24 protein-coding genes are annotated in these 22,426 nt (G+C 59.2%); 10 read left to right on the plus strand and 14 right to left on the minus strand.

All coding sequences use genetic code 11. The features are described from left to right. Window positions 1-6: 6 nt before the first annotated feature. From RRF55_RS13675 to RRF55_RS13690, 4 genes are all read left to right on the plus strand, one after another. On the plus strand, window positions 7-1,161 hold the full coding sequence (locus tag RRF55_RS13675) for a lactonase family protein (RefSeq protein ID WP_004178372.1): 1,155 nt from the start codon (window positions 7-9) through the stop codon (window positions 1,159-1,161). Between the two features lie 22 nt (window positions 1,162-1,183). After that, window positions 1,184-3,094: a BglG family transcription antiterminator gene (locus tag RRF55_RS13680; RefSeq protein ID WP_009486549.1), complete on the plus strand. Its 1,911-nt coding sequence runs from the start codon at window positions 1,184-1,186 to the stop codon at window positions 3,092-3,094. 77 nt (window positions 3,095-3,171) lie between these two features. Continuing rightward, a complete protein-coding gene (locus RRF55_RS13685) occupies window positions 3,172-3,414 on the plus strand; it encodes a type II toxin-antitoxin system RelB/DinJ family antitoxin (RefSeq protein ID WP_002886901.1) in 243 nt (80 codons plus the stop codon). Beyond that, the gene (locus RRF55_RS13690) at window positions 3,404-3,688 is read left to right on the plus strand and encodes a type II toxin-antitoxin system RelE family toxin (RefSeq protein WP_004178374.1); all 285 of its coding nucleotides are present in this window, start codon (window positions 3,404-3,406) and stop codon (window positions 3,686-3,688) included. Before RRF55_RS13685 ends, RRF55_RS13690 begins: the two co-directional genes overlap by 11 nt. 3 nt (window positions 3,689-3,691) lie before the next feature. Here RRF55_RS13690 and nrdG read toward each other — a convergent pair whose 3' ends face one another. From nrdG to RRF55_RS13710, 4 genes are all read right to left on the minus strand, one after another. Further along, complete coding sequence (nrdG, locus tag RRF55_RS13695; RefSeq protein ID WP_004178375.1) at window positions 3,692-4,156, minus strand: anaerobic ribonucleoside-triphosphate reductase-activating protein; 465 nt, start codon at window positions 4,154-4,156, stop codon at window positions 3,692-3,694. 328 nt (window positions 4,157-4,484) lie between these two features. Beyond that, on the minus strand, window positions 4,485-6,623 hold the full coding sequence (nrdD, locus tag RRF55_RS13700; protein WP_032415880.1) for an anaerobic ribonucleoside-triphosphate reductase: 2,139 nt from the start codon (window positions 6,621-6,623) through the stop codon (window positions 4,485-4,487). A 356-nt stretch (window positions 6,624-6,979) separates the two neighbouring features. Then, window positions 6,980-7,723 carry a MurR/RpiR family transcriptional regulator gene (locus RRF55_RS13705; protein WP_002886905.1) on the minus strand — a complete coding sequence of 248 codons (744 nt, stop codon included), beginning with the start codon at window positions 7,721-7,723 and terminating at the stop codon, window positions 6,980-6,982. A 2-nt stretch (window positions 7,724-7,725) separates the two neighbouring features. Then, window positions 7,726-7,899 carry a hypothetical protein gene (locus tag RRF55_RS13710; protein WP_004222159.1) on the minus strand — a complete coding sequence of 58 codons (174 nt, stop codon included), beginning with the start codon at window positions 7,897-7,899 and terminating at the stop codon, window positions 7,726-7,728. 84 nt (window positions 7,900-7,983) lie between these two features. On the opposite strand from RRF55_RS13710, the gene RRF55_RS13715 reads away from it, so the two are divergent. From RRF55_RS13715 to celB, 3 genes are all read left to right on the plus strand, one after another. Beyond that, complete coding sequence (locus RRF55_RS13715; protein ID WP_002886907.1) at window positions 7,984-8,292, plus strand: PTS sugar transporter subunit IIB; 309 nt, start codon at window positions 7,984-7,986, stop codon at window positions 8,290-8,292. A gap of 90 nt (window positions 8,293-8,382) precedes the next feature. Beyond that, window positions 8,383-9,690 carry a 6-phospho-beta-glucosidase gene (locus RRF55_RS13720; RefSeq protein WP_087830489.1) on the plus strand — a complete coding sequence of 436 codons (1,308 nt, stop codon included), beginning with the start codon at window positions 8,383-8,385 and terminating at the stop codon, window positions 9,688-9,690. Between the two features lie 26 nt (window positions 9,691-9,716). After that, complete coding sequence (celB, locus tag RRF55_RS13725) at window positions 9,717-11,069, plus strand: PTS cellobiose transporter subunit IIC (RefSeq protein ID WP_004177661.1); 1,353 nt, start codon at window positions 9,717-9,719, stop codon at window positions 11,067-11,069. A gap of 55 nt (window positions 11,070-11,124) precedes the next feature. Here celB and treC read toward each other — a convergent pair whose 3' ends face one another. From treC to treR, 3 genes are all read right to left on the minus strand, one after another. Next, a complete protein-coding gene (treC, locus tag RRF55_RS13730) occupies window positions 11,125-12,780 on the minus strand; it encodes an alpha,alpha-phosphotrehalase (protein ID WP_021463204.1) in 1,656 nt (551 codons plus the stop codon). 51 nt (window positions 12,781-12,831) lie between these two features. Then, the gene (gene treB, locus RRF55_RS13735; RefSeq protein ID WP_002886917.1) at window positions 12,832-14,250 is read right to left on the minus strand and encodes a PTS trehalose transporter subunit IIBC; all 1,419 of its coding nucleotides are present in this window, start codon (window positions 14,248-14,250) and stop codon (window positions 12,832-12,834) included. 131 nt (window positions 14,251-14,381) lie between these two features. Beyond that, complete coding sequence (gene treR / locus RRF55_RS13740) at window positions 14,382-15,329, minus strand: trehalose operon repressor TreR (RefSeq protein ID WP_071081533.1); 948 nt, start codon at window positions 15,327-15,329, stop codon at window positions 14,382-14,384. A gap of 180 nt (window positions 15,330-15,509) precedes the next feature. Between treR and mgtL the strand changes: the two genes are divergently transcribed. Continuing rightward, window positions 15,510-15,563 carry a mgtA regulatory leader peptide MgtL gene (gene mgtL, locus RRF55_RS13745; RefSeq protein ID WP_219340445.1) on the plus strand — a complete coding sequence of 18 codons (54 nt, stop codon included), beginning with the start codon at window positions 15,510-15,512 and terminating at the stop codon, window positions 15,561-15,563. A 145-nt stretch (window positions 15,564-15,708) separates the two neighbouring features. Next, window positions 15,709-18,417: a magnesium-translocating P-type ATPase gene (mgtA, locus tag RRF55_RS13750; protein ID WP_009309303.1), complete on the plus strand. Its 2,709-nt coding sequence runs from the start codon at window positions 15,709-15,711 to the stop codon at window positions 18,415-18,417. A gap of 73 nt (window positions 18,418-18,490) precedes the next feature. Here the strand turns inward: mgtA and ridA are convergent, their stop codons facing one another. The 5 genes from ridA to RRF55_RS13775 all read right to left on the minus strand — a co-directional run bounded on the left by ridA (window position 18,491) and on the right by RRF55_RS13775 (window position 20,581). Further along, on the minus strand, window positions 18,491-18,877 hold the full coding sequence (gene ridA, locus RRF55_RS13755) for a 2-iminobutanoate/2-iminopropanoate deaminase (RefSeq protein WP_002886926.1): 387 nt from the start codon (window positions 18,875-18,877) through the stop codon (window positions 18,491-18,493). A 152-nt stretch (window positions 18,878-19,029) separates the two neighbouring features. Beyond that, window positions 19,030-19,491, minus strand: a complete 462-nt coding sequence (gene pyrI, locus RRF55_RS13760; protein WP_002886927.1) for an aspartate carbamoyltransferase regulatory subunit — start codon at window positions 19,489-19,491, stop codon at window positions 19,030-19,032. A gap of 13 nt (window positions 19,492-19,504) precedes the next feature. Continuing rightward, window positions 19,505-20,440, minus strand: coding sequence for an aspartate carbamoyltransferase (gene pyrB / locus RRF55_RS13765; RefSeq protein WP_002886928.1), 936 nt, complete (start codon window positions 20,438-20,440; stop codon window positions 19,505-19,507). A 2-nt stretch (window positions 20,441-20,442) separates the two neighbouring features. Then, on the minus strand, window positions 20,443-20,502 hold the full coding sequence (locus tag RRF55_RS13770; RefSeq protein ID WP_227650304.1) for a pyrBI operon leader peptide: 60 nt from the start codon (window positions 20,500-20,502) through the stop codon (window positions 20,443-20,445). After that, window positions 20,477-20,581, minus strand: coding sequence for a pyrBI operon leader peptide (locus RRF55_RS13775; RefSeq protein WP_002886930.1), 105 nt, complete (start codon window positions 20,579-20,581; stop codon window positions 20,477-20,479). The genes RRF55_RS13770 and RRF55_RS13775 overlap by 26 nt, the downstream gene beginning before the upstream one ends. Before the next feature lie 194 nt (window positions 20,582-20,775). Here RRF55_RS13775 and RRF55_RS13780 point away from each other — a divergent pair, with 194 nt between their 5' ends. After that, the gene (locus RRF55_RS13780; protein ID WP_023287054.1) at window positions 20,776-21,228 is read left to right on the plus strand and encodes a YhcH/YjgK/YiaL family protein; all 453 of its coding nucleotides are present in this window, start codon (window positions 20,776-20,778) and stop codon (window positions 21,226-21,228) included. Between the two features lie 61 nt (window positions 21,229-21,289). On the opposite strand, the gene argF is transcribed toward RRF55_RS13780, so the two are convergent. Continuing rightward, window positions 21,290-22,294, minus strand: a complete 1,005-nt coding sequence (gene argF / locus RRF55_RS13785) for an ornithine carbamoyltransferase (protein WP_021313680.1) — start codon at window positions 22,292-22,294, stop codon at window positions 21,290-21,292. Further along, window positions 22,264-22,359, minus strand: a complete 96-nt coding sequence (argL, locus tag RRF55_RS13790) for a putative translational regulatory protein ArgL (RefSeq protein ID WP_370736902.1) — start codon at window positions 22,357-22,359, stop codon at window positions 22,264-22,266. Before argL ends, argF begins: the two co-directional genes overlap by 31 nt. Window positions 22,360-22,426 lie beyond the last annotated feature (67 nt).

The raw sequence follows: 22,426 nt of genomic DNA on the forward strand, positions 1-22,426 counted from the left end.
GTTGCTATGCCTGTCGCTCGTCATCTGCTTGTCGCTTCACTGTCCCTGTTTGCCGCCGCCGCGGGCGCCGCGCAAACCCACTATGCCTGGGTAGGCACCTATAACCCCAATGGCGAAGGTCTGTATCGCTTTACCGTCGATGCCAAAACCGGCGCCCTGCGCGATAAGACGCTGGTGAGCTCGTTGCCGAACGTCGCGCAGTTAACCGTGTCGCGCGATGGCAAAACGCTGTATGCCGCCAGTGAAGTCGAAAAAGGCGTGGTGCAGGCGTGGCGCATTGAAAAGAACGGCGAGCTGACCGCGCTCAATCAGGTCGCCTCCGGCGGCGCCGGGCCGGTGTATCTCTCCCTGACGCCGGACGGTAAGCATCTGCTGGTGGCTAACTATGTCAGCGGCAGTATCGCCGTGCTACCGGTGCAAGAAGATGGTAGCCTGGCTGAGGCGGTGGACAGGCATCAGGATGAAGGCCCGGCAGGCGCCGAACGCCCGGCGGCGGCCGTCGAGGGCAGCTTCGCCATCAGCGATCACAACGGCCCGCATGCCCATATGATCGCCGCCGATCCCAGCGGGAAATACGTTTACTCTACCGATCTGGGGCTGGATCGGATCTATCAGTATCGGCTGGATAGCGCCAGCGGCAAGCTAACGCCGAACGATCCGCCGTTTATCGCCGCCTCGTCGCCGGGAGCCGGCCCGCGCCACTTCGTCTTTACGCCACAGGGCGACGGCCTGTGGCTGATTAATGAGGAAGCCTCGACGCTGACCTTCTATCATCTGGATAAGCAAAGCGGCCTGCTGCGTGAAGGCAAAACTGTCTCCGCGCTGCCGGAAGGGTATAAAGGCACCAGCTTTGCCGCCGGACTTGTGTTGAGCAACGATGGCAAACAGCTATATGTCGCCAACCGCCTGCATAACAGCATTGCCCACTTCACAGTGCTGGCCGACGGCAGCCTGAGTCACCAGGAAGATATCTGGACGCGTGGCGATTATCCCCGCACCCTGACGCTGGATAATCAGGGGCAGTGGCTGTACGTCATGAACCAGCGTAGCGATAATATTACCCGCTTCAGCGTGGCGCCGAAGGATGGCAAATTAACCTTTGCCTCCGACTATACGCCGGTCGGTAGCCCATCGCAGATGGTGATATCCGCCCAACCCTGAGCCGTAATTACAAGGAACTGACATGCGATTTCCCAACCAACGCTTAGCGCAACTCTTCACCCTGCTGCGAAATGAAACGCTGCCGCAGGATGAGCTGGCGCAACGCCTGTCGGTTTCCACCCGTACCGTTCGCGCCGATATTACCGCCCTGAATACGCTGCTGGCGCAATACGGCGCGCAGTTTATCCTTAACCGCGGCAGCGGTTATCAGCTGAAGATAGATAATCCGACGAGTTTCCAGGCGCTGGAGGAGACCGCGCCGAAGGCGCAGCACGTGCCGCGTACCGCCCAGGATCGCATCACGTTTCTGCTGGTGCGTTTCCTGACCTCGGCGTTCTCTATCAAGCTGGAAGACCTGGCGGATGAGTGGTTCGTCAGCCGCGCCACGTTGCAAAATGACATGGTTGAGGTGCGCGAGCGCTTCCAGCGCTATCAGCTGACTCTTGAAACCCGCCCGCGCCACGGCATGAAGCTGTTCGGCAGCGAGGTGTCAATTCGCGCCTGCCTGACCGACCTGCTGTGGGAGCTGACCCAGCAAGGCGATATCGCGCCGCCGATCGGCGCCGAGGCCTTTGCGGCGGAGGTGCCAGCGCTGCTGGAGCCGGTGCTGCAGGAGACGCTCACGCGGCATCATATTCGCCTCACCGACGCCGGCGAGCGCTTTGTCTGCCTGTATGGCGCGGTGGTGGTGCGCCGCGTCAGCGAAGGCTACCCGCTGGCCGAATTCAGCGCTGAAGATGTGGCGCAGAACGTCCGCGACGCCGCGCGCGAGCTGACGGGCGAGCTGCAGCGGCTGGCCGGGAAACCTTTATCGCCCGCCGAAGAAGAGTGGCTATGCGTGCATATCGCGGCCCGTCAGGTGCAGGATGTCGATCCGGAAACTATCAGCGCCGACGATGATGAAGCGCTGGTCAATTACATCCTGCGCTACATCAACAGCCAGTATAATTACAACCTGCTGGACGACGCCCAGCTGCATGCCGATCTGCTGACCCACATTAAAACCATGATCACCCGGGTGCGCTACCAGATCATGATCCCCAATCCGCTGCTGGATAACATCAAACAGCACTACCCGATGGCCTGGGATATGACCCTGGCCGCGGTCTCCAGCTGGGGGAAATATACTCCGTACACCATCAGCGAAAACGAAATCGGCTTTCTGGTGCTGCATATCGGCGTTGGGCTGGAGCGCCACTACAACATCGGCTACCAGCGTCAGCCGCAGGTGCTGCTGGTGTGCGATACCAGCAATGCGATGGTACGGATGATCGAGGCGATCCTGCAGCGTAAATATCCGCAGCTGGAGATCGCCGCTACCATCTCCCAGCGCGAGTACGAACAGCGGGACGCGATCGAGGCGGATTTCGTTATCTCAACGGTGCGGATCGGCGAAAAAGACAAGCCGGTGGTGACCATCGCGCCGTTCCCCACCGACTATCAGCTGGATCAAATCGGCAAGCTGGTGCTGGTGGACCGTACCCGTCCGTGGATGCTGAATAAGTACTTCGATGCCGCCCACTTCCGGGTGGTTGATAAGCCGATGGATCAGCAAACGCTGTTCGCCGAGCTGTGCCAGCAGCTGCTGGAGGAAGGCTTTGTCGATGCGGAGTTTCATGCTTCGGTGGTGGAACGTGAAGCGATCGTCAGCACCATGTTGGGGGATGGCATTGCGCTGCCGCACTCCCTGGGGCTGCTGGCGAAAAAGACGGTGGTTTATACCGTTATCGCCCCGCAGGGCATCGCCTGGGGCGACGAAACCGCCCATCTCATCTTCCTGCTCGCTATCAGCAAGCGCGAGTATGAAGAGGCGATGGCGATCTACGATATTTTCGTGACTTTCCTGCGCGAGCGCGCCATGAGTCGCCTCGCCGCGACCCGCAGCTTCGATGAGTTTAAAACGGTGGCGATGGAGTGCGTCAGCCGGTTTTGAGAGGCGTTTTCCAGATTCGAGTGTAATTCAAATGTAATGCTATACTGCATTACAAAATTCCCCTTTCCGGAGGCATAATGGCCACGCTCAATGTTCGACTGGACGATAAACTCAAAAAAGAGGCTTATGCCGTGCTGGAGAAACTCGATATGACACCAACGGAGGCGGTACGCCTGCTGTTTCAATACATTGCTGAAAATGGCCGCATGCCGGTGAAAAGTATGACCATCAGTGATGGCGAAGCGGCGTTATTACGCACCGTTCGCGAACGGCTGGAAAACCCACGGCCGGGGGTTAAGGTGAGTCTGGATGACCTATGAACTGGAGTTTGATCCACGAGCCTGGCGCGAATGGCAGAAGCCTGGCGAGACGGTCAAAAAACAGTTCAAAAATAAGCTCCAGCAGATTGTGCAGAATCCGCGAATTGAGTCGACCAGGCTGAGCGATTTACCGGATTGCTACAAAATCAAGCTTAAGGCGTCAGGTTATCGGTTGGTGTATCAAGTACGAGATAGTGTGGTGGTGGTTTACGTTATTGCCATTGGCAAAAGAGAGAAAGCGGCCGTTTATCATCAGGCGAATAAACGGCTCTAAACGCTATCGCAAATGATGTACGACCTGGTTGCTGCTGCCGCGCCAGATAAGCGCCGGATCTTTTAAATCCTGCACAAACTTACCGTCAACCAGCACGTTAATCAGGTTCACCACCTGCATTTGCGCCTCATTCAGCTCATCCAGTTTATAGCCGGTCCAGACCCAGATATCTTTGCCGGGGCATTCGGCGCGTACGCGCTGAACCAGCTTTAAAATATCCGCGACGTTCTGCGGATGCAGCGGATCGCCGCCGGAGAGCGAAAGCCCCTGGCGTTTGATGCGGGTGTCGTTGAGGTCGGCGATGATACGGTCGGCCATCTCAGCGGTAAACGGCATACCGGAGTTCACCCGCCAGGTGCTTTTGTTGTAGCAGCCGGGGCACTCGTGGACGCAGCCGGAGACAAACAGGGTGCAGCGGGTGCCGGGGCCGTTGACGATGTCGACGGGGTAGTATTGGTGATAATTCATTTTCACTTCTCAATTAACGCCAGAGCGGCGTTGGCTGCGCTCACTCACCCCGGTCACGTACTGAATGTACGCTCCCGGGGATTCCTTCGTTTGCCGCCTTGCTCTGACGTTAATTGCTTTGCGAAAACGGAGGTGCTGTGCATTTGTAAAGGGAACGGCTCCCGGCGTCGCTGCGCTCGCCCAGGCTACGAAAAGCCGCATACGCGGTTGTAGCCCGGATAAGGCGCTATGCGCCGCGATCCGGGAACGGCTCCTTAGTGGCCAAACGGCTACGGGGCCGGTCCCTTCTCCCCGTTGGGGAGAGGGGGAGGGGCTAAACCAGCTGGAATTAACCAATCTGCCCATTGCCCAGGTGCTTCACGCGGCGCTTCACTTCTTCCTGCTTGCCGGCGTTGAACGGCCGCGCGTCCGGGCTGCCGAGATAACCGCACACCCGGCGGGTAACGGAAACGCGGGCGGCGTCGTGGTTACCGCATTTCGGGCAGGTAAAGCCCTTGCTGGTGCACTCGAACTCGCCGGTAAAACCGCACTCGTAGCACTCATCGATCGGCGTATTGGTCCCGTAGTACGGCACGTGCTGATAGCTGTAATCCCACACGTCTTCCAGCGCCTTGAGGTTATGCTGGATATTCGGGTACTCGCCGTAGCAAATGAACCCCCCGTTGGCCAGCGGCGGGTACGGCGCTTCGAAATCGATCTTGTCGTACGGGTTGACCTTCTTCTCCACGTCGAGGTGGAAGCTGTTGGTGTAGTAACCTTTGTCGGTTACCCCTTCCACCACGCCAAACTCGGCGGTGTCGAGACGGCAGAAGCGATCGCACAGGTTTTCGCTCGGCGTGCTGTACAGGCTAAAGCCGTAGCCGGTTTCTTCCTTCCACAAATCGACGGCGTCGCGCAGGCGCTGGACGATGGCTACGCCTTTTTCACGCAGCGCCTCGCTGTCGTACATATGCTGGTTGCCGTACAGCGCATTGATGGTTTCATGGATACCGATATAGCCCAGAGAAATGGACGCGCGGCCGTTTTTGAAGATCTCGGAGACGTCGTCGTCGGCTTTCAGCCGCACGCCGCAGGCGCCTTCCATATACAGGATCGGCGCCACGCGAGCCTTCACTCCTTCCAGGCGGGCGATACGGGTCATCAGCGCTTTGCGCGCCAGCTGCAGGCGCTCGCCCAGCAGCGCCCAGAAGGCGGCTTCATCGCCTTTCGCTTCCAGGGCGATGCGCGGCAGGTTGAGACTGATCACGCCGAGGTTATTGCGTCCATCATGCACCTGCTCGCCGTTCTCGTTTTCCCATACCCCGAGGAAGCTGCGGCAGCCCATCGGCGTTTTAAACGACCCGGTGACTTTCACCACCTGATCGTAGTTGAGGATATCCGGGTACATGCGCTTGCTGGCGCACTCCAGCGCCAGCTGTTTGATGTCGTAGTTCGGGTCGCCGAACTTATGGTTCAGGCCGTCGCGGATCGCGAACACCAGTTTCGGGAACACCGCGGTTTTGCGATTTTTACCGAGGCCGGCAATGCGGTTGCGCAGAATCGACTGCTGGATCAGCCGCGATTCCCAGCTGGTGCCAAGGCCGAATCCGAAGGTGACGAACGGCGTCTGGCCGTTGGCGGTATGCAGTGTGTTAACCTCATACTCCAGCGACTGGAAGGCGTCGTAGCACTCTTTTTCGGTACGGGCGCGGGCATAGCCTTCGGCATCCGGGATCTGCCACTCTTCGGCGATTTTGCGATGCTTTTTGAAGCTTTCGCTGACGAACGGCGCCAGCACTTCATCGATGCGGTTGATGGTGGTGCCGCCGTAAATATGGCTGGCGACCTGGGCGATGATCTGCGCCGTCACCGCGGTGGCGGTAGAGATAGACTTCGGCGGCTCGATCTCCGCGTTGCCCATCTTAAAGCCCTGGGTCAGCATGCCTTTCAGGTCGATCAGCATGCAGTTGAACATCGGGAAGAAGGGCGAGTAATCGAGGTCATGATAGTGGATCATGCCGCGCTCGTGGGCCATCACCACATCGTGGGGCAGCAGGTGCTGCCGGGCGTAGTGCTTGGCGACGATCCCGGCCAGCAGGTCGCGCTGGGTCGGGATGACTTTACTGTCCTTGTTGGCGTTTTCGTTGAGCAGCGCGGAGTTGGTCTGCTCGACGAGGCCGCGGATCTCCTGATTGAGGCGGCCGCGCTTCTCACGCTGGCTATCGCGGTCATGGCGATACTCAATGTAGGCGCGCGCCAGCTGCTTATAGGGGCCGGACATCAGCTGGTTTTCCACCGCGGTCTGGATCTCGTTGATGTCGACCTGGGCGCGGCCCTGCATTTGTTGGCTAACGACTTCTGCGACGGTGGCGCAATAGTCTGCGTCATCGACTCCCGCTGCTTTAGCTGCACGCAGAATTGCTTCCTGAATGCGCTCTGAGTTGAACGGCACTTTACAGCCATCACGTTTCATCACATGCGGTGTCATGATCACTCCATATATAGAACAGGTTATCCACAGAGGCGGAGGTTATCCCGAAGGCGCTGCACGCTACGGCTCGTGCTGTTTACCTTCGGATCCGGCCCGTTTTATCCACATCTCATCACCGCCAGACATCGACAAGATATGGTGACATAATAGACGATTAATACAACATGTTGGGCCGAGGCGCATTTTAAGTTCTATATGTAGTGATTTGCATCAAAGATGTTTGCGATTTTATTGACCCAGAACAAGGTAAAAAGGTGAGAGTACGGATGATGGGCGCTGGCGATAAATGTAAATTTAGGCGCTTAAAATATAAGCAAAAATCGAGCCCGTTCAGGCATGAAACGGGCAAATATTCAGGCAATCAACGTATCGTTAAGCAGATCGACCAGCAGTAGCAGGGCATAGCGAGCCTGCTGCGGGTCAGCGGGCAGCGGCAGGATGGCGCTGGCCATATCGCCAAGGGCGTGCTGTTCCGGCGTCAGAGCAATAATGGTCACTCCCTGCGTACGCGCCTGCAAAGTGGCGCTTTGCAACACAGGGTTGGCCTCGGCAGTGGCCAGCACCAGCAGCAGATGATCGTCATTGAGGGTGCTGGCGGTCAGCCGCATCAGCGCCGCATCCTGGCAGAGATTAATCGCGATGCCGGAGGGCAGTAGCTGATGCTGGAGCAGCGCGGCCAGCGTCACGTCCTGGGCGCCAAGGGCGAAGCAGTGTACCGCACGGGCGCTCAGCAGGCGCGATTTACACTTTTCCACCGCCGCTTCCGCGGTATGGCCGAGCTGACGAGTTAGGGTAACGCCAAGGCTGCTAAGTTTGTCGCGCCAGGCGACGGGCAGGGCGGCGCTGTCCGGCGTAAGCCAGCTGGCGCGCCGTTCGCTGGCCTGCGCCAGCTGTTTACGCAGATCACGAATATCATCGCAGCCCACCGAGCGGGCGAAGCGGGTAATGGTGGCTGGGCTGACCCCCGCGCTGGCTGCCAGCTCGTCAATAGAGGCGCTGGCGGTAAAGCTTAGATTTTGTAGAATAAAGGTGGCGACGCGCGACTCCTGGGCACTAAAGCGGCGCATTCCTTCCTGCAGCTGACCTACGATATCCATCCTCATGTTCCCTTTGGCAAAACCCGCATTTGAAAATATTTTTCAATTATCGACTGTCTCTCTTTATAGCACTCACGCCGCATATTTCCTATGGTCAGAGCAGTAAAGGGTGACGCCCTGGCGATAAAAATGCGCAAAAATTGAGCCTCGATCACATCGGTGAAAATTATTTTCATATAGCCTTCACTATCACACAATATTAACAATATAGTCGTCCAGGCCCTGAGGGCTGAAGCGATAACACGTAAAGGGGAAGCGCAATGCCACGAATCGTACTCTGTTGTGCCGCAGGCATGTCGACCAGCATGCTGGTGAACAAAATGAAAGCAGAAGCCCAGCAGCGTGCGCTGGCGCTGGAAATCTATGCGGTGGCGGTGGCGGAATTTGAACGCGAATTGCCACACGCCGACGTCATCCTGCTCGGGCCGCAGGTTAAATATGAAGCCGGACGGCTAACCGCGCTGGCCGCGCCGCAGGGCAAGGCGGTGGCGGTGATCGATATGGCTGACTACGGCATGATGCGCGGCGCCGCGGTGTTGGATAAAGCGCTAGCCCTGCTCGAACACTAATTTTCTCATCCCGTTTTTCATCATCATCACGTGCGGTCCTGGCGATCGCGCGCGGCGCTCTGTATGCCGAAAATCCGAAAAGAGGACACTATGCAAGCACTGAAAATTGCCGTTATCGGCGGCGGCAGCAGCTACACGCCGGAGCTTATTGAAGGGATTATCGTTCGTTACGAGCAGCTTCCGGTTACAGAGCTGGCGCTGGTAGATGTCGAATCCGGCCGGGAAAAGGTGGAGATCATCGCCGCGCTGACCCGGCGGATGCTGAAACATAAAGGGCTGGAGCAGGTGGCGGTCAGCGTCCACTTTACGCTCGATGAGGCCATCCGCGGCGCCAGCTTTGTGCTGACCCAGCTGCGTGTCGGACAGCTGGCGGCGCGCGCCGCCGATGAGCGGCTGGGTCTCAAGTACCACCTGCTGGGCCAGGAGACCACCGGCGTCGGCTGTTTTGCCAAGGCGCTGCGGACGATCCCGGTGATCCTTGAGGTGGCGCGCAAAGTGGAACAGCTGGCGCCGGAAGCGTTCATTCTCAACTTTACTAATCCGGCGGGGATCGTCACCGAGGCGGTCAGCCGCTACAGCAAGGCGAAGATCATCGGCCTGTGCAACGTGCCGATCAACATGCAGCACATGATCGTCGGGATGCTGGGCGCCCAGGAGTCCGAAGTAAAACTGCGCTTTGCCGGGCTCAACCATATGGTTTGGGTGCATAAGGTGCTACAGGGGCGCGAGGATGTCACCGGCAAGGTGATCGACATGCTGTGCGACGGTAAGGCGCTGTCGATGAACAACATTAAAGAGCTGCCGTGGCCGGCGGAATTCCTGCGCGCGCTGAAGGCGATTCCGTGCCCCTATCATCGCTATTTTTGGCTGACGCCGGCGATGCTGGCGGAAGAGATCGCCGCGGCGAAAACCAAGGGCACCCGCGCCGAACAGGTGATGAAAGTCGAGCAGGAGCTGTTTGCGCTGTACGCCGACCCGCAGCTGGAAGAAAAACCGGAGCAACTGAGCTTTCGCGGCGGCGCCTACTACTCGGAGGTGGCCGTCGAGCTTATCAACGCGATCTACAACAACCTGGGCGCGGAGATGGTGGTGAATACCCGCAACAACGGCGCGATTCATGGCCTGGATGATGATGCGGTGGTGGAAACCAACAGCATTATTGATGCGCAAGGGGCGCGGCCGCTGGCGTTCGGCCCGCTGCCGCCGGCGATGAACGGCCTGACCCAGCAGGTGAAAGCCTTCGAGCGGTTGACGATTGAAGCCGCGGTACACGGCTGTCGCGAAAGCGCACTGCTGGCGCTGGTGACCAACCCGCTGGTCGGTAACGTCACCGATGCCCAGGCGCTGCTGGATGAAGTATTAACCATCAACCGTCAATGGCTGACGCAATTTAACTGACCGCTATTTCCCCTCGGGAGCACACCATGTCGAATACAAGCTGGATTGAACGTTACGTCATGCCGGCGGCGCTGAGAATCGCCGGGCAAAAGCACGTCCTGTCGGTGCGCGACGGCATCATTCTCAATATGCCGTTTATGTTGATTGGCTCATTCTTCCTGATTTTCGCCTACCTGCCGATCCCCGGCTATGCCGACATGATGAGCGGCCTGTTTGGCGAGGTCTGGCGCGATAAAATGCTGTACCCGGTGAAAGCGACCTACGACATTATGGCGCTGATTTCCAGCTTCGGCATCGCCTACCGGCTGGCGGAGAAGTATCGCACTCTCGATCCGCTGAGCGCTGGAGCGATGTCGCTGGTGGCCTTCATGATGACGATCCCGCAGAACACGCTGTTTACGCCGGTACACGGCGCGGCGGAGGTGATTAAAGGGGTGATCCCGGTGAGCATGGTCGGTAGCCAGGGGCTGTTTGTCGCCATTGTCATTTCGCTGCTGTCGACGGAGATTTATCGTTTGGTCGCCAGCCGCAATCTCGTTATCCGCATGCCGGACGGCGTGCCGCCGGCAGTGGCGAAATCTTTCCTCGCCCTGATCCCCGGCTTCTGTGTTCTGGCGGTGGTGCTGGCGCTGCGCCTGGCGGTCGAGGCCTCGCCGTTCGGCGACATCAACAGCATGATCGCCACCCTGATTGGTATTCCGATGCACCACGTCGGCGGTACGCTGCCGGGCATGATTATTTCAGTCATTTTGATTGGTATTTTGTGGACCCTGGGCCTGCACGGCGACGCGATCGTACTGGTGTTTATCCAGCCGGTATGGCTGTCGAATATGTCAGAGAACCTGACGGCCTTCCAGAACGGTCAGCCGATCCCGCATATCATTACTCAGCAGTTTTACGATCTGTGGATTGCCCCCGGAGGTACCGGCGCGCTGCTGGGGCTGGTGATTTTTATGTTGCTGCGTAGCCGTAGCCAGCAGATGAAGCAGCTGGGGAAAATTGCCGCGCCCGGGGCATTGTTTAACATCAGCGAGCCGATGGTGTTTGGCATCCCGCTGGTGATGAACCCGTACTTTTTTCTGCCGTTTATTTTAACGCCGGTGCTGCTGGTGATCGTGTCCTATACCGCGATGGCGACCGGGCTGGTGGCGCCGCCCGCCGGAATCGCGCTGCCGTTCACCACGCCGATCTTCATCAGCGGCTATCTGGCGACCGGAGGGCATATCTCCGGCACGGTGCTGCAGGTGGTGAATTTAGCGATTTCGCTGGTGGTCTACTATCCGTTCTTCCGCGCCTGGGATCGGCTAAAGGCCAAAGAAGAGCACGCCTCGGCGCAACCCCAAGCGAGCGCTGCGATTGCTGATGCCGACCGCGCATAACTTCCAGCCTGACGAATCGTAGCCCCGGTGAGCGTTGCGCCACCGGGGAAAAGCGTTATCCCTGCAGCCACCATATCGCTTCGAACGGCCGCAGCGTCAGCCCGGTCGGGCGCGGGGTGGTCTCGGCATAGTTGCTGATGATCATCTTCCACTCGCCCGGGGCCTCAGCGGGCTGCCAGGCCTGCAGCTCGCGGCTCAGGTTAGCGGCGACTACCAGCGTTTGCCCCTGCCACTGACGACGATAGCACCACAGCGACGGATGCTCCGGCAGCAGATCCTCGTAATCACCCCAGGTCAGTAGCGGCAGGGTTTTACGCAGCGTAATCAGCTGCTGATAGGTATAAAACACCGAATCGGGGTCCGCCAGCGCCGCCTCGACGTTGATCTCCTGGTAATTATCGCCAAGGCCGATCCACGGCTCACCGTCGCTGAAGCCACCGTTCTCGCCGGCGTGCCACGGCATCGGCGTGCGGCTGTTGTCGCGCGACTTGCTGGCGAGGATCGCCAGCAGTTCGTCCGGGCTTTGCCCCTGCGCCGCACGTTCGATAAACATATTGTGGCTTTCGACGTCACGGTAATCGCTGATGCTGCTGAAGTGCGGATTGGTCATGCCGATCTCTTCGCCCTGGTAGATATAGGGCGTGCCCTGCATGCCGTGCAGCACCATCGCCAGCATCTTCGCCGCCGTCACCCGGTACTCGCCTTCGTCGCCAAAGCGCGACACGATGCGCGGCTGATCGTGGTTACACCAGAACAGCGCGTTCCACGCCCGATTGTGCATTCCCTGCTGCCAGTGGCGGAACAGCGCCTTCAGCGCCACATAGTCCGGGCGGGCGAGGGTCCATTTCTCTCCGCCGGGATAATCGACCTTTAAATGGTGGAAGTTAAAGGTCATCGACAGCTCGCGGCCGTCCAGCGCGGCGTACTGCTGGCAGTGCTCCAGCGAGGTGGAGGACATCTCGCCGACGGTCATCAGGTTACGCGGGGTGAAGACATCGCGGCTCATCTCCTGCAGGAACTCATGCACCCGCGGGCCGTCGGTATAGAAGCGGCGGCCATCCCCGTCCAGATCGCAGGGAAAGGTCTGGTCTTTTGAGATCAGGTTGACCACGTCGAGGCGCAGACCGTCGACGCCGCGGTCAGCCCAGAATTCGCAGACCTTTTTCAGCTCGGCGCGCACCGCCGGATTCTCCCAGTTGAGATCGGCCTGCTCAATGGCGAACAGGTGCAGATAATACTGCCCGCTGTCGGCGTGCCACTGCCAGGCGTTACCGCCAAATTTGGAGCGCCAGTTGTTCGGCAGGGCGTCCGGTTCGCCATCGCGCCAGATATAGAACTGGCGGTAGGGACTCTCCTTATTCAGCGACTGACGGAACCATTCATGTTCGGTCGACGTGTGGTTCAGCACCATATCCAGCACGATGCGGATGCCGCGGGCCTTTGCCTCCGTCACCAGGGCGTCAAAGTCGGCCATCGTGCCGTAGGAGGGGTCGATGGCGGTGTAGTTCGCCACGTCGTAGCCGTTATCTACCTGCGGTGAGACGTAGAACGGCGTCAGCCAGATGGCGTCGACCCCAAGCTTTTGCAGATAGTCGAGGCGGGAGGTGACGCCGCGCAGGTCGCCGGTACCGCTGCCGGTGGTATCCTGAAAACTCTTCGGATAGATTTGATAAATAACGCCGTTTTGCCACCAGTGGGGGAGATGATTCATAGTACTTTCCTGCTGCAACGAGGGGCGCCAAAGGCGCCCCGAAAGAAGAAGTTAGACAATCTGCAAGGTGCCCTGACGGTACTTGCGCTGATACACCACGCTGGTGAGGATAATCGGCACCACCACCGCGATAGCCATCGCCATGGCGTACACCTGCCAGTAGGTAGGCTGGATGGAGAGGATCCCCGGCAGGCCGCCGACGCCGATGCCGTTCGCCAGCACGCCGTTCAGGCCGCACAGCAGGCCGGCGAGGCCAGAGCCAATCATTGCGCACAGCATCGGGAAGCGGTATTTCAGGTTGATACCGTACATCGCTGGCTCGGTGACCCCGAGATAGGCGGAGATCGCCGCCGGTACCGAGATTTCACGTTCATTCTGCTTGCGGCTGGCGATGATGATGCCGACCACCGCCGACGCCTGGGCAATATTCGACAGCGCAATCAGCGGCCACACCGGGGTACCGCCCATGCTCTGGATCATCTGCATATCGATAGCGAGGGTGGTCTGGTGGACACCGGTAATCACCAGCGGCGCGTAGAGGAAGCCGAACAGCGCGGCGCCGATCGGCGCGAAGCTGCCGGTTAACAGATGGCGTACCGCGAAGGCCACGCCGTCGCCGATCAGGCGGCCGAACGGACCGATAACCGCATGGGCAAGGAACACCGCGAGGATCAGCGAGCAGACCGGGACAATCACCAGGTAGAGGTAGTCAGGCACGATGCGCTTGAGGCGCGTCTCGATAAAGCCTAAGGCCAGGCCAGCCAGCAGGGCCGGGATCACCTGCGCCTGGTAGCCGACTTTGGCAATGGTAAACAGGCCGAAGTTCCACACCTCCGGCACCTGCTGGCCGAGGAGATAGGCGTTCATCAGCTGCGGGGAGACGAGGGTGACGCCAAGGACGATCCCGAGGATCGGCGTGCCGCCCATCTTCTTCACCGCTGACCAGCAGATCCCCACCGGCAGATAGAAGAAGATCGCCTCGCCAATCAGCCACAGGAAGTCATAGATGGTTTTCAGCGACGGGTGCATCTGGGCCAGCGTCTGGCCATTGCTCATGGGCAGGTCGCCGATAACGTTGCGGAAACCGAGGATCAGACCGCCGCTGATCAGGGCCGGCAGCAGGGGAAAGAAGATCTCGGCGAAGTGCGAGATTAACTGTTCATGCCACTTCATATTTTGCCGCGCGGCCTGCTTGACCTGCTCTTTGTCGGCGGAGGTCTGGCCGGTGGTCGCCAGCAGGGCCTTGTAGTAATCGCCCACCTCGGTGCCGATGACCACCTGGAACTGGCCGGCGTTAGTGAAGCATCCCTTCACCATGCGCAGCTGCTCAATTTCTTTTGGTCTGGCGATGGCCGGGTCGTTCAGCACAAAGCGCAAACGGGTAATACAGTGGCTGACGGTGGCGATGTTACCGCGCCCGCCCACCAGTTCGATCAGTTTATCGATGTCCTGCTGGTTTACTTTGCTCATGATGAAGCCTCAAAAACAGAGGGGGAGAGATGCCGTTTTTACCTTGAGGGCATCCTAACCGTTCCGCTTAATTTGCAAAATGGGAACGTTCCCGAAACCCGGCGACGATCACATAAATCGCCAGAGCGAGATTAATTGAGGGCGGCGGGAATCACGATCTGGCGGGGATCGGCGCTGCCGGCGATCTGCTCGATCAACTGCCGGGCGGCCCGGCGTCCGGACTCGGCATAGCCCGGATCGACGGTCAAGATTTCCGGGTGGAGAAACTTCATCAGCGGCGTGCTGCCGACGCTGGCGAGCTGCAGCGCATCGCGACCCTGCTGCTGGAGGTACTTGCTGGCGCCGAGGGCGAGGGTATCCGTCGCGCAGACCAGGGCGCTGGTTTCAGCCGTCAGCACGCTGGCGACGGTGTCATATCCCTGCTTCATGCCCAGCCCCGGCAGGGCGGCGGTGGGCGTCAGACGATGCTTTTTACAGAAGGCGAGGTAGGCCAGATGGCGGCGTTCGCCGGTGGTGACGTCGCTGTGCGGTACGCCAAGAAAACTGATGTGGCGGTGTCCGCGATCGTAGAGCCGCTGCATCAGCAGCGTGATGGCCCCCTCGTCGTCATAGCACACCGAGGCGAAGCCGGGAGCGTCGCGGGCCATCAGCACCAGGGTGTCGCGCCAGGGGGCGAGCATCGCTTCGTCGATGCCGGTAAAACCGAACAGCACCACGCCGTCAATATTGCGCCGGGCGAGCATGCCGAGATGCTCCTCCACCAACGCCGGGGAGAACTGGCTCTCCATCATAATCGGATCGTAACCCTGCTCATAAAAGGCGGGCAGCATGGTCTGCACGGCAAGGTTTTCCGACAGCGAATCGAGACGGGTGACGATAATCGCCACCACTTTATCGCTCTGGCCGCGCATGGCGCGGGCGGAACGGGAGGGCGAGAAACCGTGCTGCTGCATCACCGCTTCGACGCGCTCGCGGGTCCGTTCGCTGACCCCGCTCTCGTTGTTAAGGACGCGGGATACCGTCGATTTCCCTACGCCGCTTAAGCGCGCGATATCTTTGATGGTCAGCCGGTTCTGCATGCGGAATTCTCGTCAGGGATGGTAGAAGTGAGCCTAATGCTACTCAACCAAACCGCAATGAGCAAAGTCTGGTTTACGTTCGGTTTAGTTGCGCGGGTTTATCATCGCCATTATTGCCACACAATCCTCAGCGAGGGCGCTATAATTCGCGCCGTTTATATTCACTTACCGGAGATAGTTATGGACCCCGATCCCACTCCTCATCCTCGATGGAGCAACCTTTCTTTCCGGTAAGCCTGTTTAACACTGCTTTACCGGAAAGCGTAAAGCAGTGACGTCCTTGATGTCCCTGCCATAAAAATAACATGCCTGACAGGTAGGTTTTGCTACGCCCGTCGGCAACGCTGCGTTCGCTTTGGCGAGCGCGGAGGGACTGTTTATGCTGAAAAATTATACCCGGCAGCTGTTCGCGCAGCTTAGCCGCCATCTGCCACGTCGTTTAGTCCAGCGCGATCCGCTGCCGGACGCCCGCCATCTGGCGAGTGGCCCCATTCCTGAATCGCTTGGTCAGCATTGCCTGAACGTGGCGGCGATGGACGACCAGGAGATCTGGCGCGCCTTTGACAGCCACCCTGAAGGGCTCAATGAAGGCGAAGTGGCGGCGAAAATCCTCAAACATGGTGACAACCAGATCCCGGCGCAGAAGCCCTCCCCGTGGTGGGTGCATCTGTGGACCTGCTATCGCAACCCGTTCAACCTGCTGCTGACCGTGCTCGGCATCGTCTCCTATTCCACCGAGGATCTGTTCGCCGCCGGGGTTATCGCCCTGATGGTGGGGATCTCGACATTGCTCAATTTCATCCAGGAGGCGCGCTCGACCAAAGCGGCGGATGCGCTGAAGGCGATGGTGAGCAACACCGCCACCGTGCTGCGGGTGGTGAACGAGCAGGGGGAGAGCCGCTGGCTGGAGCTGCCTATCGACCAGCTGGTGCCGGGCGACATTATCCGGTTGTCGGCGGGGGATATGATCCCGGCGGACCTGCGTATCCTGCAGGCGCGGGATCTGTTCGTCGCCCAGGCCTCGCTGACCGGCGAATCGCTGCCGGTGGAGAAAGTGGCCCGCAGCCGCGATCCGCTGCAGCAAAACCCGCTGGAGTGCGACACCCTGTGCTTTATGGGCACCAACGTGGTGAGCGGCTCGGCGCAGGCCATCGTCTTCGCCACCGGCGGCCGCACCTGGTTTGGGCAGCTGGCCGGCCGCGTCAGTGAACAGGAGAGCGAGCCGAACGCCTTTCAGAAGGGCATCAGCCGGGTCAGCATGCTGCTGATCCGCTTTATGCTGGTGATGGCCCCGGTGGTGCTGCTGATCAATGGCTACACCAAAGGCGACTGGTGGGAGGCGGCGCTATTCGCGCTGTCGGTGGCGGTCGGTTTGACGCCGGAGATGCTGCCGATGATCGTCACTTCGACGCTGGCGCGCGGGGCGGTGAAGCTGTCGAAGCAAAAGGTCATCGTGAAGCACCTCGACGCCATTCAGAATTTCGGCGCGATGGATATCCTCTGCACTGATAAAACCGGCACCCTGACCCAGGATAAGATTGTGCTGGAGAACCATACCGACGTCTCCGGCAAGGTCTGCGAGCGGGTACTGCATGCCGCCTGGCTCAACAGCCACTACCAGACCGGCCTGAAAAACCTGCTCGACACCGCGGTGCTGGACGGGGTTGAGCTGGATGCCGCCCGCGGGCTGGCGGAACGCTGGCAGAAGGTGGATGAGATCCCCTTCGACTTCGAACGCCGCCGCATGTCGGTGGTGGTGAAGGAGGATGACGCCGCGCATCAGCTGATCTGCAAAGGGGCGCTGCAGGAGATCCTCAACGTCTCGACCCAGGTGCGCTACAACGGCGATATCGTACCGCTGGACGACACCATGCTGCGCCGCATCCGTCGGGTGACCGATACCCTCAACCGGCAGGGACTGCGGGTGGTGGCGGTGGCGACCAAATACCTGCCGGCCCGCGAAGGCGACTACCAGCGCGCCGATGAGTCGGACCTGATCCTTGAAGGTTACATCGCCTTCCTCGATCCGCCGAAAGAGACCACCGCCCCGGCGCTGAAGGCGCTGAAGGCCAGCGGCATCACGGTGAAGATCCTCACCGGCGACAGCGAGCTGGTGGCGGCTAAGGTGTGCCATGAAGTGGGACTGGATGCTGGCGAAGTGGTGATTGGCAGCCAGATCGAAGCCATGAGCGACGACGAACTGGCGGCGCTGGCCAAACGCACCACGCTGTTCGCCCGCCTGGCGCCGCTGCATAAAGAGCGTATCGTGACGCTGCTCAAGCGTGAAGGTCACGTGGTGGGCTTTATGGGCGACGGCATCAACGACGCCCCGGCGCTGCGCGCGGCGGATATCGGCATCTCGGTCGACGGCGCGGTGGATATCGCCCGCGAGGCGGCGGATATCATTCTGCTGGAGAAGAGCCTGATGGTGCTGGAGGAGGGGGTAATCGAAGGCCGCCGCACCTTCGCCAACATGCTCAAGTACATCAAAATGACCGCCAGCTCCAACTTCGGCAACGTTTTCAGCGTGCTGGTGGCCAGCGCCTTCCTGCCGTTTCTGCCGATGCTGCCGCTGCACCTGTTGATTCAGAACCTGCTGTACGATGTCTCCCAGGTGGCGATCCCGTTTGATAACGTCGATGATGAGCAGATCCGCAAGCCGCAGCGCTGGAACCCGGCCGATCTCGGGCGCTTTATGGTCTTCTTCGGGCCGATCAGCTCGATTTTCGATATCCTCACCTTCGGCCTGATGTGGTGGGTGTTCCACGCCAATACCGTGGAGATGCAGACCCTGTTCCAGTCCGGCTGGTTTATCGAAGGGCTGCTGTCGCAAACGCTGATTGTGCACATGATCCGCACCCGGCGCATTCCGTTCGTTCAGAGCCGGGCCGCCTGGCCGCTGTTCGCCATGACTCTGGTGGTGATGGCGGTGGGTATCGCGCTGCCGTTCTCGCCGCTGGCGAGCTACCTGCAGCTGCAGGCCCTGCCGCTGAGCTACTTCCCGTGGCTGGTGGCGATCCTGGCGGGCTATATGGTGCTGACCCAGGCCGTGAAGGGCTTCTACAGCCGCCGCTACGGCTGGCAGTGAGGGACGCGTTTTCGGATGAACCACGTAAAAAAGGCAGCCTGCGGGCTGCCTTTTTTCATGCCGACGAGAGCGATCAGCGACGCACGGCGATGGCTTCGATCTCGATCTTCACGTCTTTCGGCAGACGTGCGACTTCAACGCAGGAGCGCGCCGGGAAGGTGGCGTTATGCTCGGTGAAGAACGCTTCGTAGGTGGCGTTAACGGTAGCGAAATCGTTGAGGTCTTTGACGAATACGGTGGTCTTGACGATATCGCCGACGGTGAGGCCTGCGGCTTCAACGATCGCTTTCACGTTGTTCAGCGACTGGCGCGCCTGCGCGGACACGTCTTCCGGGACGCTGCCGGTTTTCGGGTCGACCGGGATCTGGCCAGAGGTGATGATCATGCTGCCGAGGTCAACGCCCTGAACGTAGGGGCCAATCGCCGCTGGTGCATTTTCCGTCGCAATAGTTTTGCTCATGTTATCTCCAGATGAACTGAGTAATGTTACGCAAAATCATTCAGGTTGCCGCCAGGCGATAAGCGCTGTATCGCCGGCGCAGACGCCGCCTGAAGGACGAAGCGTAGGGTGGTAGCCATTATAGGGAGGCCTACCACCAATACCAACCGCATTTAGTTGGCCAGCACCACATAATGAGAAAACTCTTTTTCGCAGTATTTACATTTGAGTGCGATGTCATCAGCGCGTTTTTTCACTGCAAAACTGGAAGAAACCGGTTCGGCGTGGCTGATACAGTTGCTGTTCGGACAGACCAGCACGCTGTCGATACGATCCGGCAGGCTCGGGCGGGATTTGCCCACAACTTCGTAATCATCAATGCGGTTTACCGTCGCCTGCGGGGCGTACAGCGACAGCTGGTTAACCTGCTCGTCGGTCAGGAAGGTGTTCTCGATTTTAATCAAATCCTTGCGGCCCATCTCGCCGGAGGGCAGGTTCAGGCCGATGGTGATGCGCTGGTCGGTTTCGGTCAGTTTGAACAGGGTGAGCAGCTTAAAGCCGACCTGCGCCGGGATATGGTCAATCACGGTGCCGCGTTTGATCGCTTCTACCTGCAGTTTATTGTCGTGTGTCATCTCTCATTCCCCCTTACAGTGCCAGCTCGCTATTCAGTACCAGTGCCAGTAACGCCTGGCGGGCGAAGATGCCGTTACCGGCCTGCTGGAAGTACCAGGCGTGCGGTGTTTTATCGACATCGGTGGTGATTTCGTCAATGCGCGGCAGCGGATGCAGCACCTTCATGTTGGCGCGCGCCCCTTCGAGGTCGGCGGCGCGCAGGACGAATTGCGCTTTGACGTTGGCGTATTCCGACGGATCCAGACGCTCTTTCTGCACGCGGGTCATGTACAGAATATCCACTTCCGCCATCACGTCGTCGATGGCGCTATGCAGGCTCCAGGCGATGCCTTTTTCATCGAGCATATCGAGGATGTACTGCGGCATGGCCAGCGCGTCCGGGGCGATGAAGTAGAAGCGGTTGCCGTTGAATTTGGCCAGCGCCTGGGTCAGGGAGTGGACGGTACGGCCATACTTCAGATCGCCGACCATCGCCACGTTGAGGTTTTCGAGGCGGCCCTGGGTCTCCTGAATGGTGAACAGGTCGAGCAGGGTTTGGGTCGGGTGCTGGTTAGCGCCGTCGCCGGCGTTCAGTACCGGCACGCCGCCGGAGAATTCGGTCGCCAGGCGCGCGGCGCCCTCCTGCGGATGACGCATCACGATGGCGTCGACGTAGGTGCTGATGACGGAGATGGTATCCGCCAGCGTTTCCCCTTTTTTGCCCAGTGAGGTGTTGGCGCTGTCGGAAAAGCCGACCACGCTGGCGCCCAGGCGGTGCATCGAGGTTTCAAAAGAGAGGCGGGTGCGGGTCGAGGCTTCAAAGAAACAGCTGGCGATAACCTTATGCTTCAGCAGCTCGGGTTGTGGATTGGCTTTCAGCTTTGCCGCCGTCGCCAGCACCAGTTCGAGGTCTTCGCGGCTGAGATCGTTTATGGAAATGATATGTTTTTGATATAGCGGGTTAGCCATGCTTATCTCCTGACGCCTGGGCAAAAAAAAAGCCCCTTAAATAAGGGGCTTCGGGAATCCAATGAGCAACGGAAAGAAAAACGGCAGGCCAGCGTCTGCATTGAGACGCGCTAAGACAGAATGTCGTACGCAATTGGCCATGCTTCCTCCCGGCAAAACGACTGGCATTATACGCAGACCGTTATGACGATCAAGCGATTCATTCACAAACAGGTAATCGTTTGCCTGTCGAAAAGTGCGCCAGCGCAAAGAAGCGTGAAACTCTACTGGTATGGCAGCCGCGATGGGGGTATAACACGATAAAATGAAATGCTGTTTTATATTTGAGGTAAGCAATGATTATTGGCAATATCCACCATCTGCAGCCATGGCTGCCTGCCGCGCTGCGCGAGGCTATCGAACACGTTATCGCTCAGGTCAGCGAGGCGACGCCGCTGGGTAAACACGATATCGACGGCGACAACCTGTTTTATCTGATTTCTGAAGACACCACCGAGCCGCAGGCCGCGCGCCGCGCGGAATACCATGCTCGCTATCTCGATATCCAGATTGTGCTCCGCGGCAGCGAGGGGATGACCTTCAGCACCTTGCCGCCAGGAGAGCCGCAGACCGACTGGCTGGCGGAGAAAGACATCGCTTTTCTTGCCGAAGGCCAGCAGGAGAAAACGGTGATCCTTAACGAAGGGGACTTTGTGGTGTTTTATCCCGGCGAAGTGCATAAACCGCTGTGCGCCGTTGGCGCCCCGGCGAAGGTGCGCAAAGCGGTGGTGAAGATGCTGATGGTGTAAAATGGCGAACCGAATCCCGGATGAACGCCGTGCCATCCGGGACACAGCCGCGAGCGAGGGGCTATTTGCTCAGCGTCGCCACCATCACCGCTTTGATGGTGTGCATCCGGTTTTCCGCCTGGTCGAAGACCACGCTCGCCGCCGACTCAAACACCTCGTCAGTCACCTCCATGCCGCCGTGCAGGCCGTAATCGGCAGCCATCTGTTTGCCCAGCGTGGTCTGGTCGTCGTGGAACGCCGGCAGGCAGTGGAGGAACTTGACCTGCGGGTTGCCGGTGAGCGCCAGCATCGCGCTGTTAACCTGATAGTCGCGCAGCAGGGCGATACGTTCGGCCCATTTTTCCTTCGCCTCGCCCATTGAGACCCAGACGTCGGTATAGATAAAATCGGCGCCTTTCACCCCCGCAGCGATATCTTCCGTCAGGGTGATGTTGCCGCCCTGCTGTTTGGCCAGCGCGGTGCAGGTCTCCACCAGCGCGGCCTCCGGCCAGCAGGCCGATGGCGCCACCAGGCGCAGATCCAGACCGGTCAAGGCGGCGGCTTCCAGCATCGAATTGCCCATGTTGTTGCGCGCGTCGCCGGCGTAGACCAGCGTCATCTGGTTAAAGGCTTTGCCCGGCAGATGCTCTTTCATGGTCAGCAGGTCCGCCAGCAGCTGGGTGGGGTGGAACTCGTTGGTGAGGCCGTTCCACACCGGCACGCCGGCGTATTGCGCCAGGGTCTCTATCACTTCCTGGCCGTGGCCGCGGTACTGAATGCCGTCGTACATCCGTCCGAGCACGCGGGCGGTGTCCTTGATCGACTCTTTATGGCCAATCTGGCTGCCGCTGGGCCCCAGATAGGTCACGCGGGCACCCTGATCGTATGCGGCAACTTCGAAAGAGCATCGTGTACGGGTTGAGTCTTTTTCGAAGATGAGCGCGATGTTTTTTCCTGCCAGTTTCTGGACTTCGATACCGTTTTTCTTATCGGCTTTCAGCTTTGCCGCCAGCTCGAGCAGGGCGGTGATTTCTGCAGGCGTAAAATCGAGTAACTTTAAAAAATGCTTCTGGTAAAACGCAGACATGGTTCCCTCACCTGGCATAGGCCACTAATTGAATTAAAATTCAATTTATATGTATGAATATTCATTTGCAAGTCTGTGATCGAAATCTTTCACTGAGAAGTGGAGGCAATGACGGCGGTATGTGACAATAGG

The organism is Klebsiella sp. K47, from assembly GCF_051858335.1.
In the GTDB taxonomy this organism is placed as follows: Bacteria; Pseudomonadota; Gammaproteobacteria; order Enterobacterales; family Enterobacteriaceae; genus Klebsiella; species Klebsiella pneumoniae.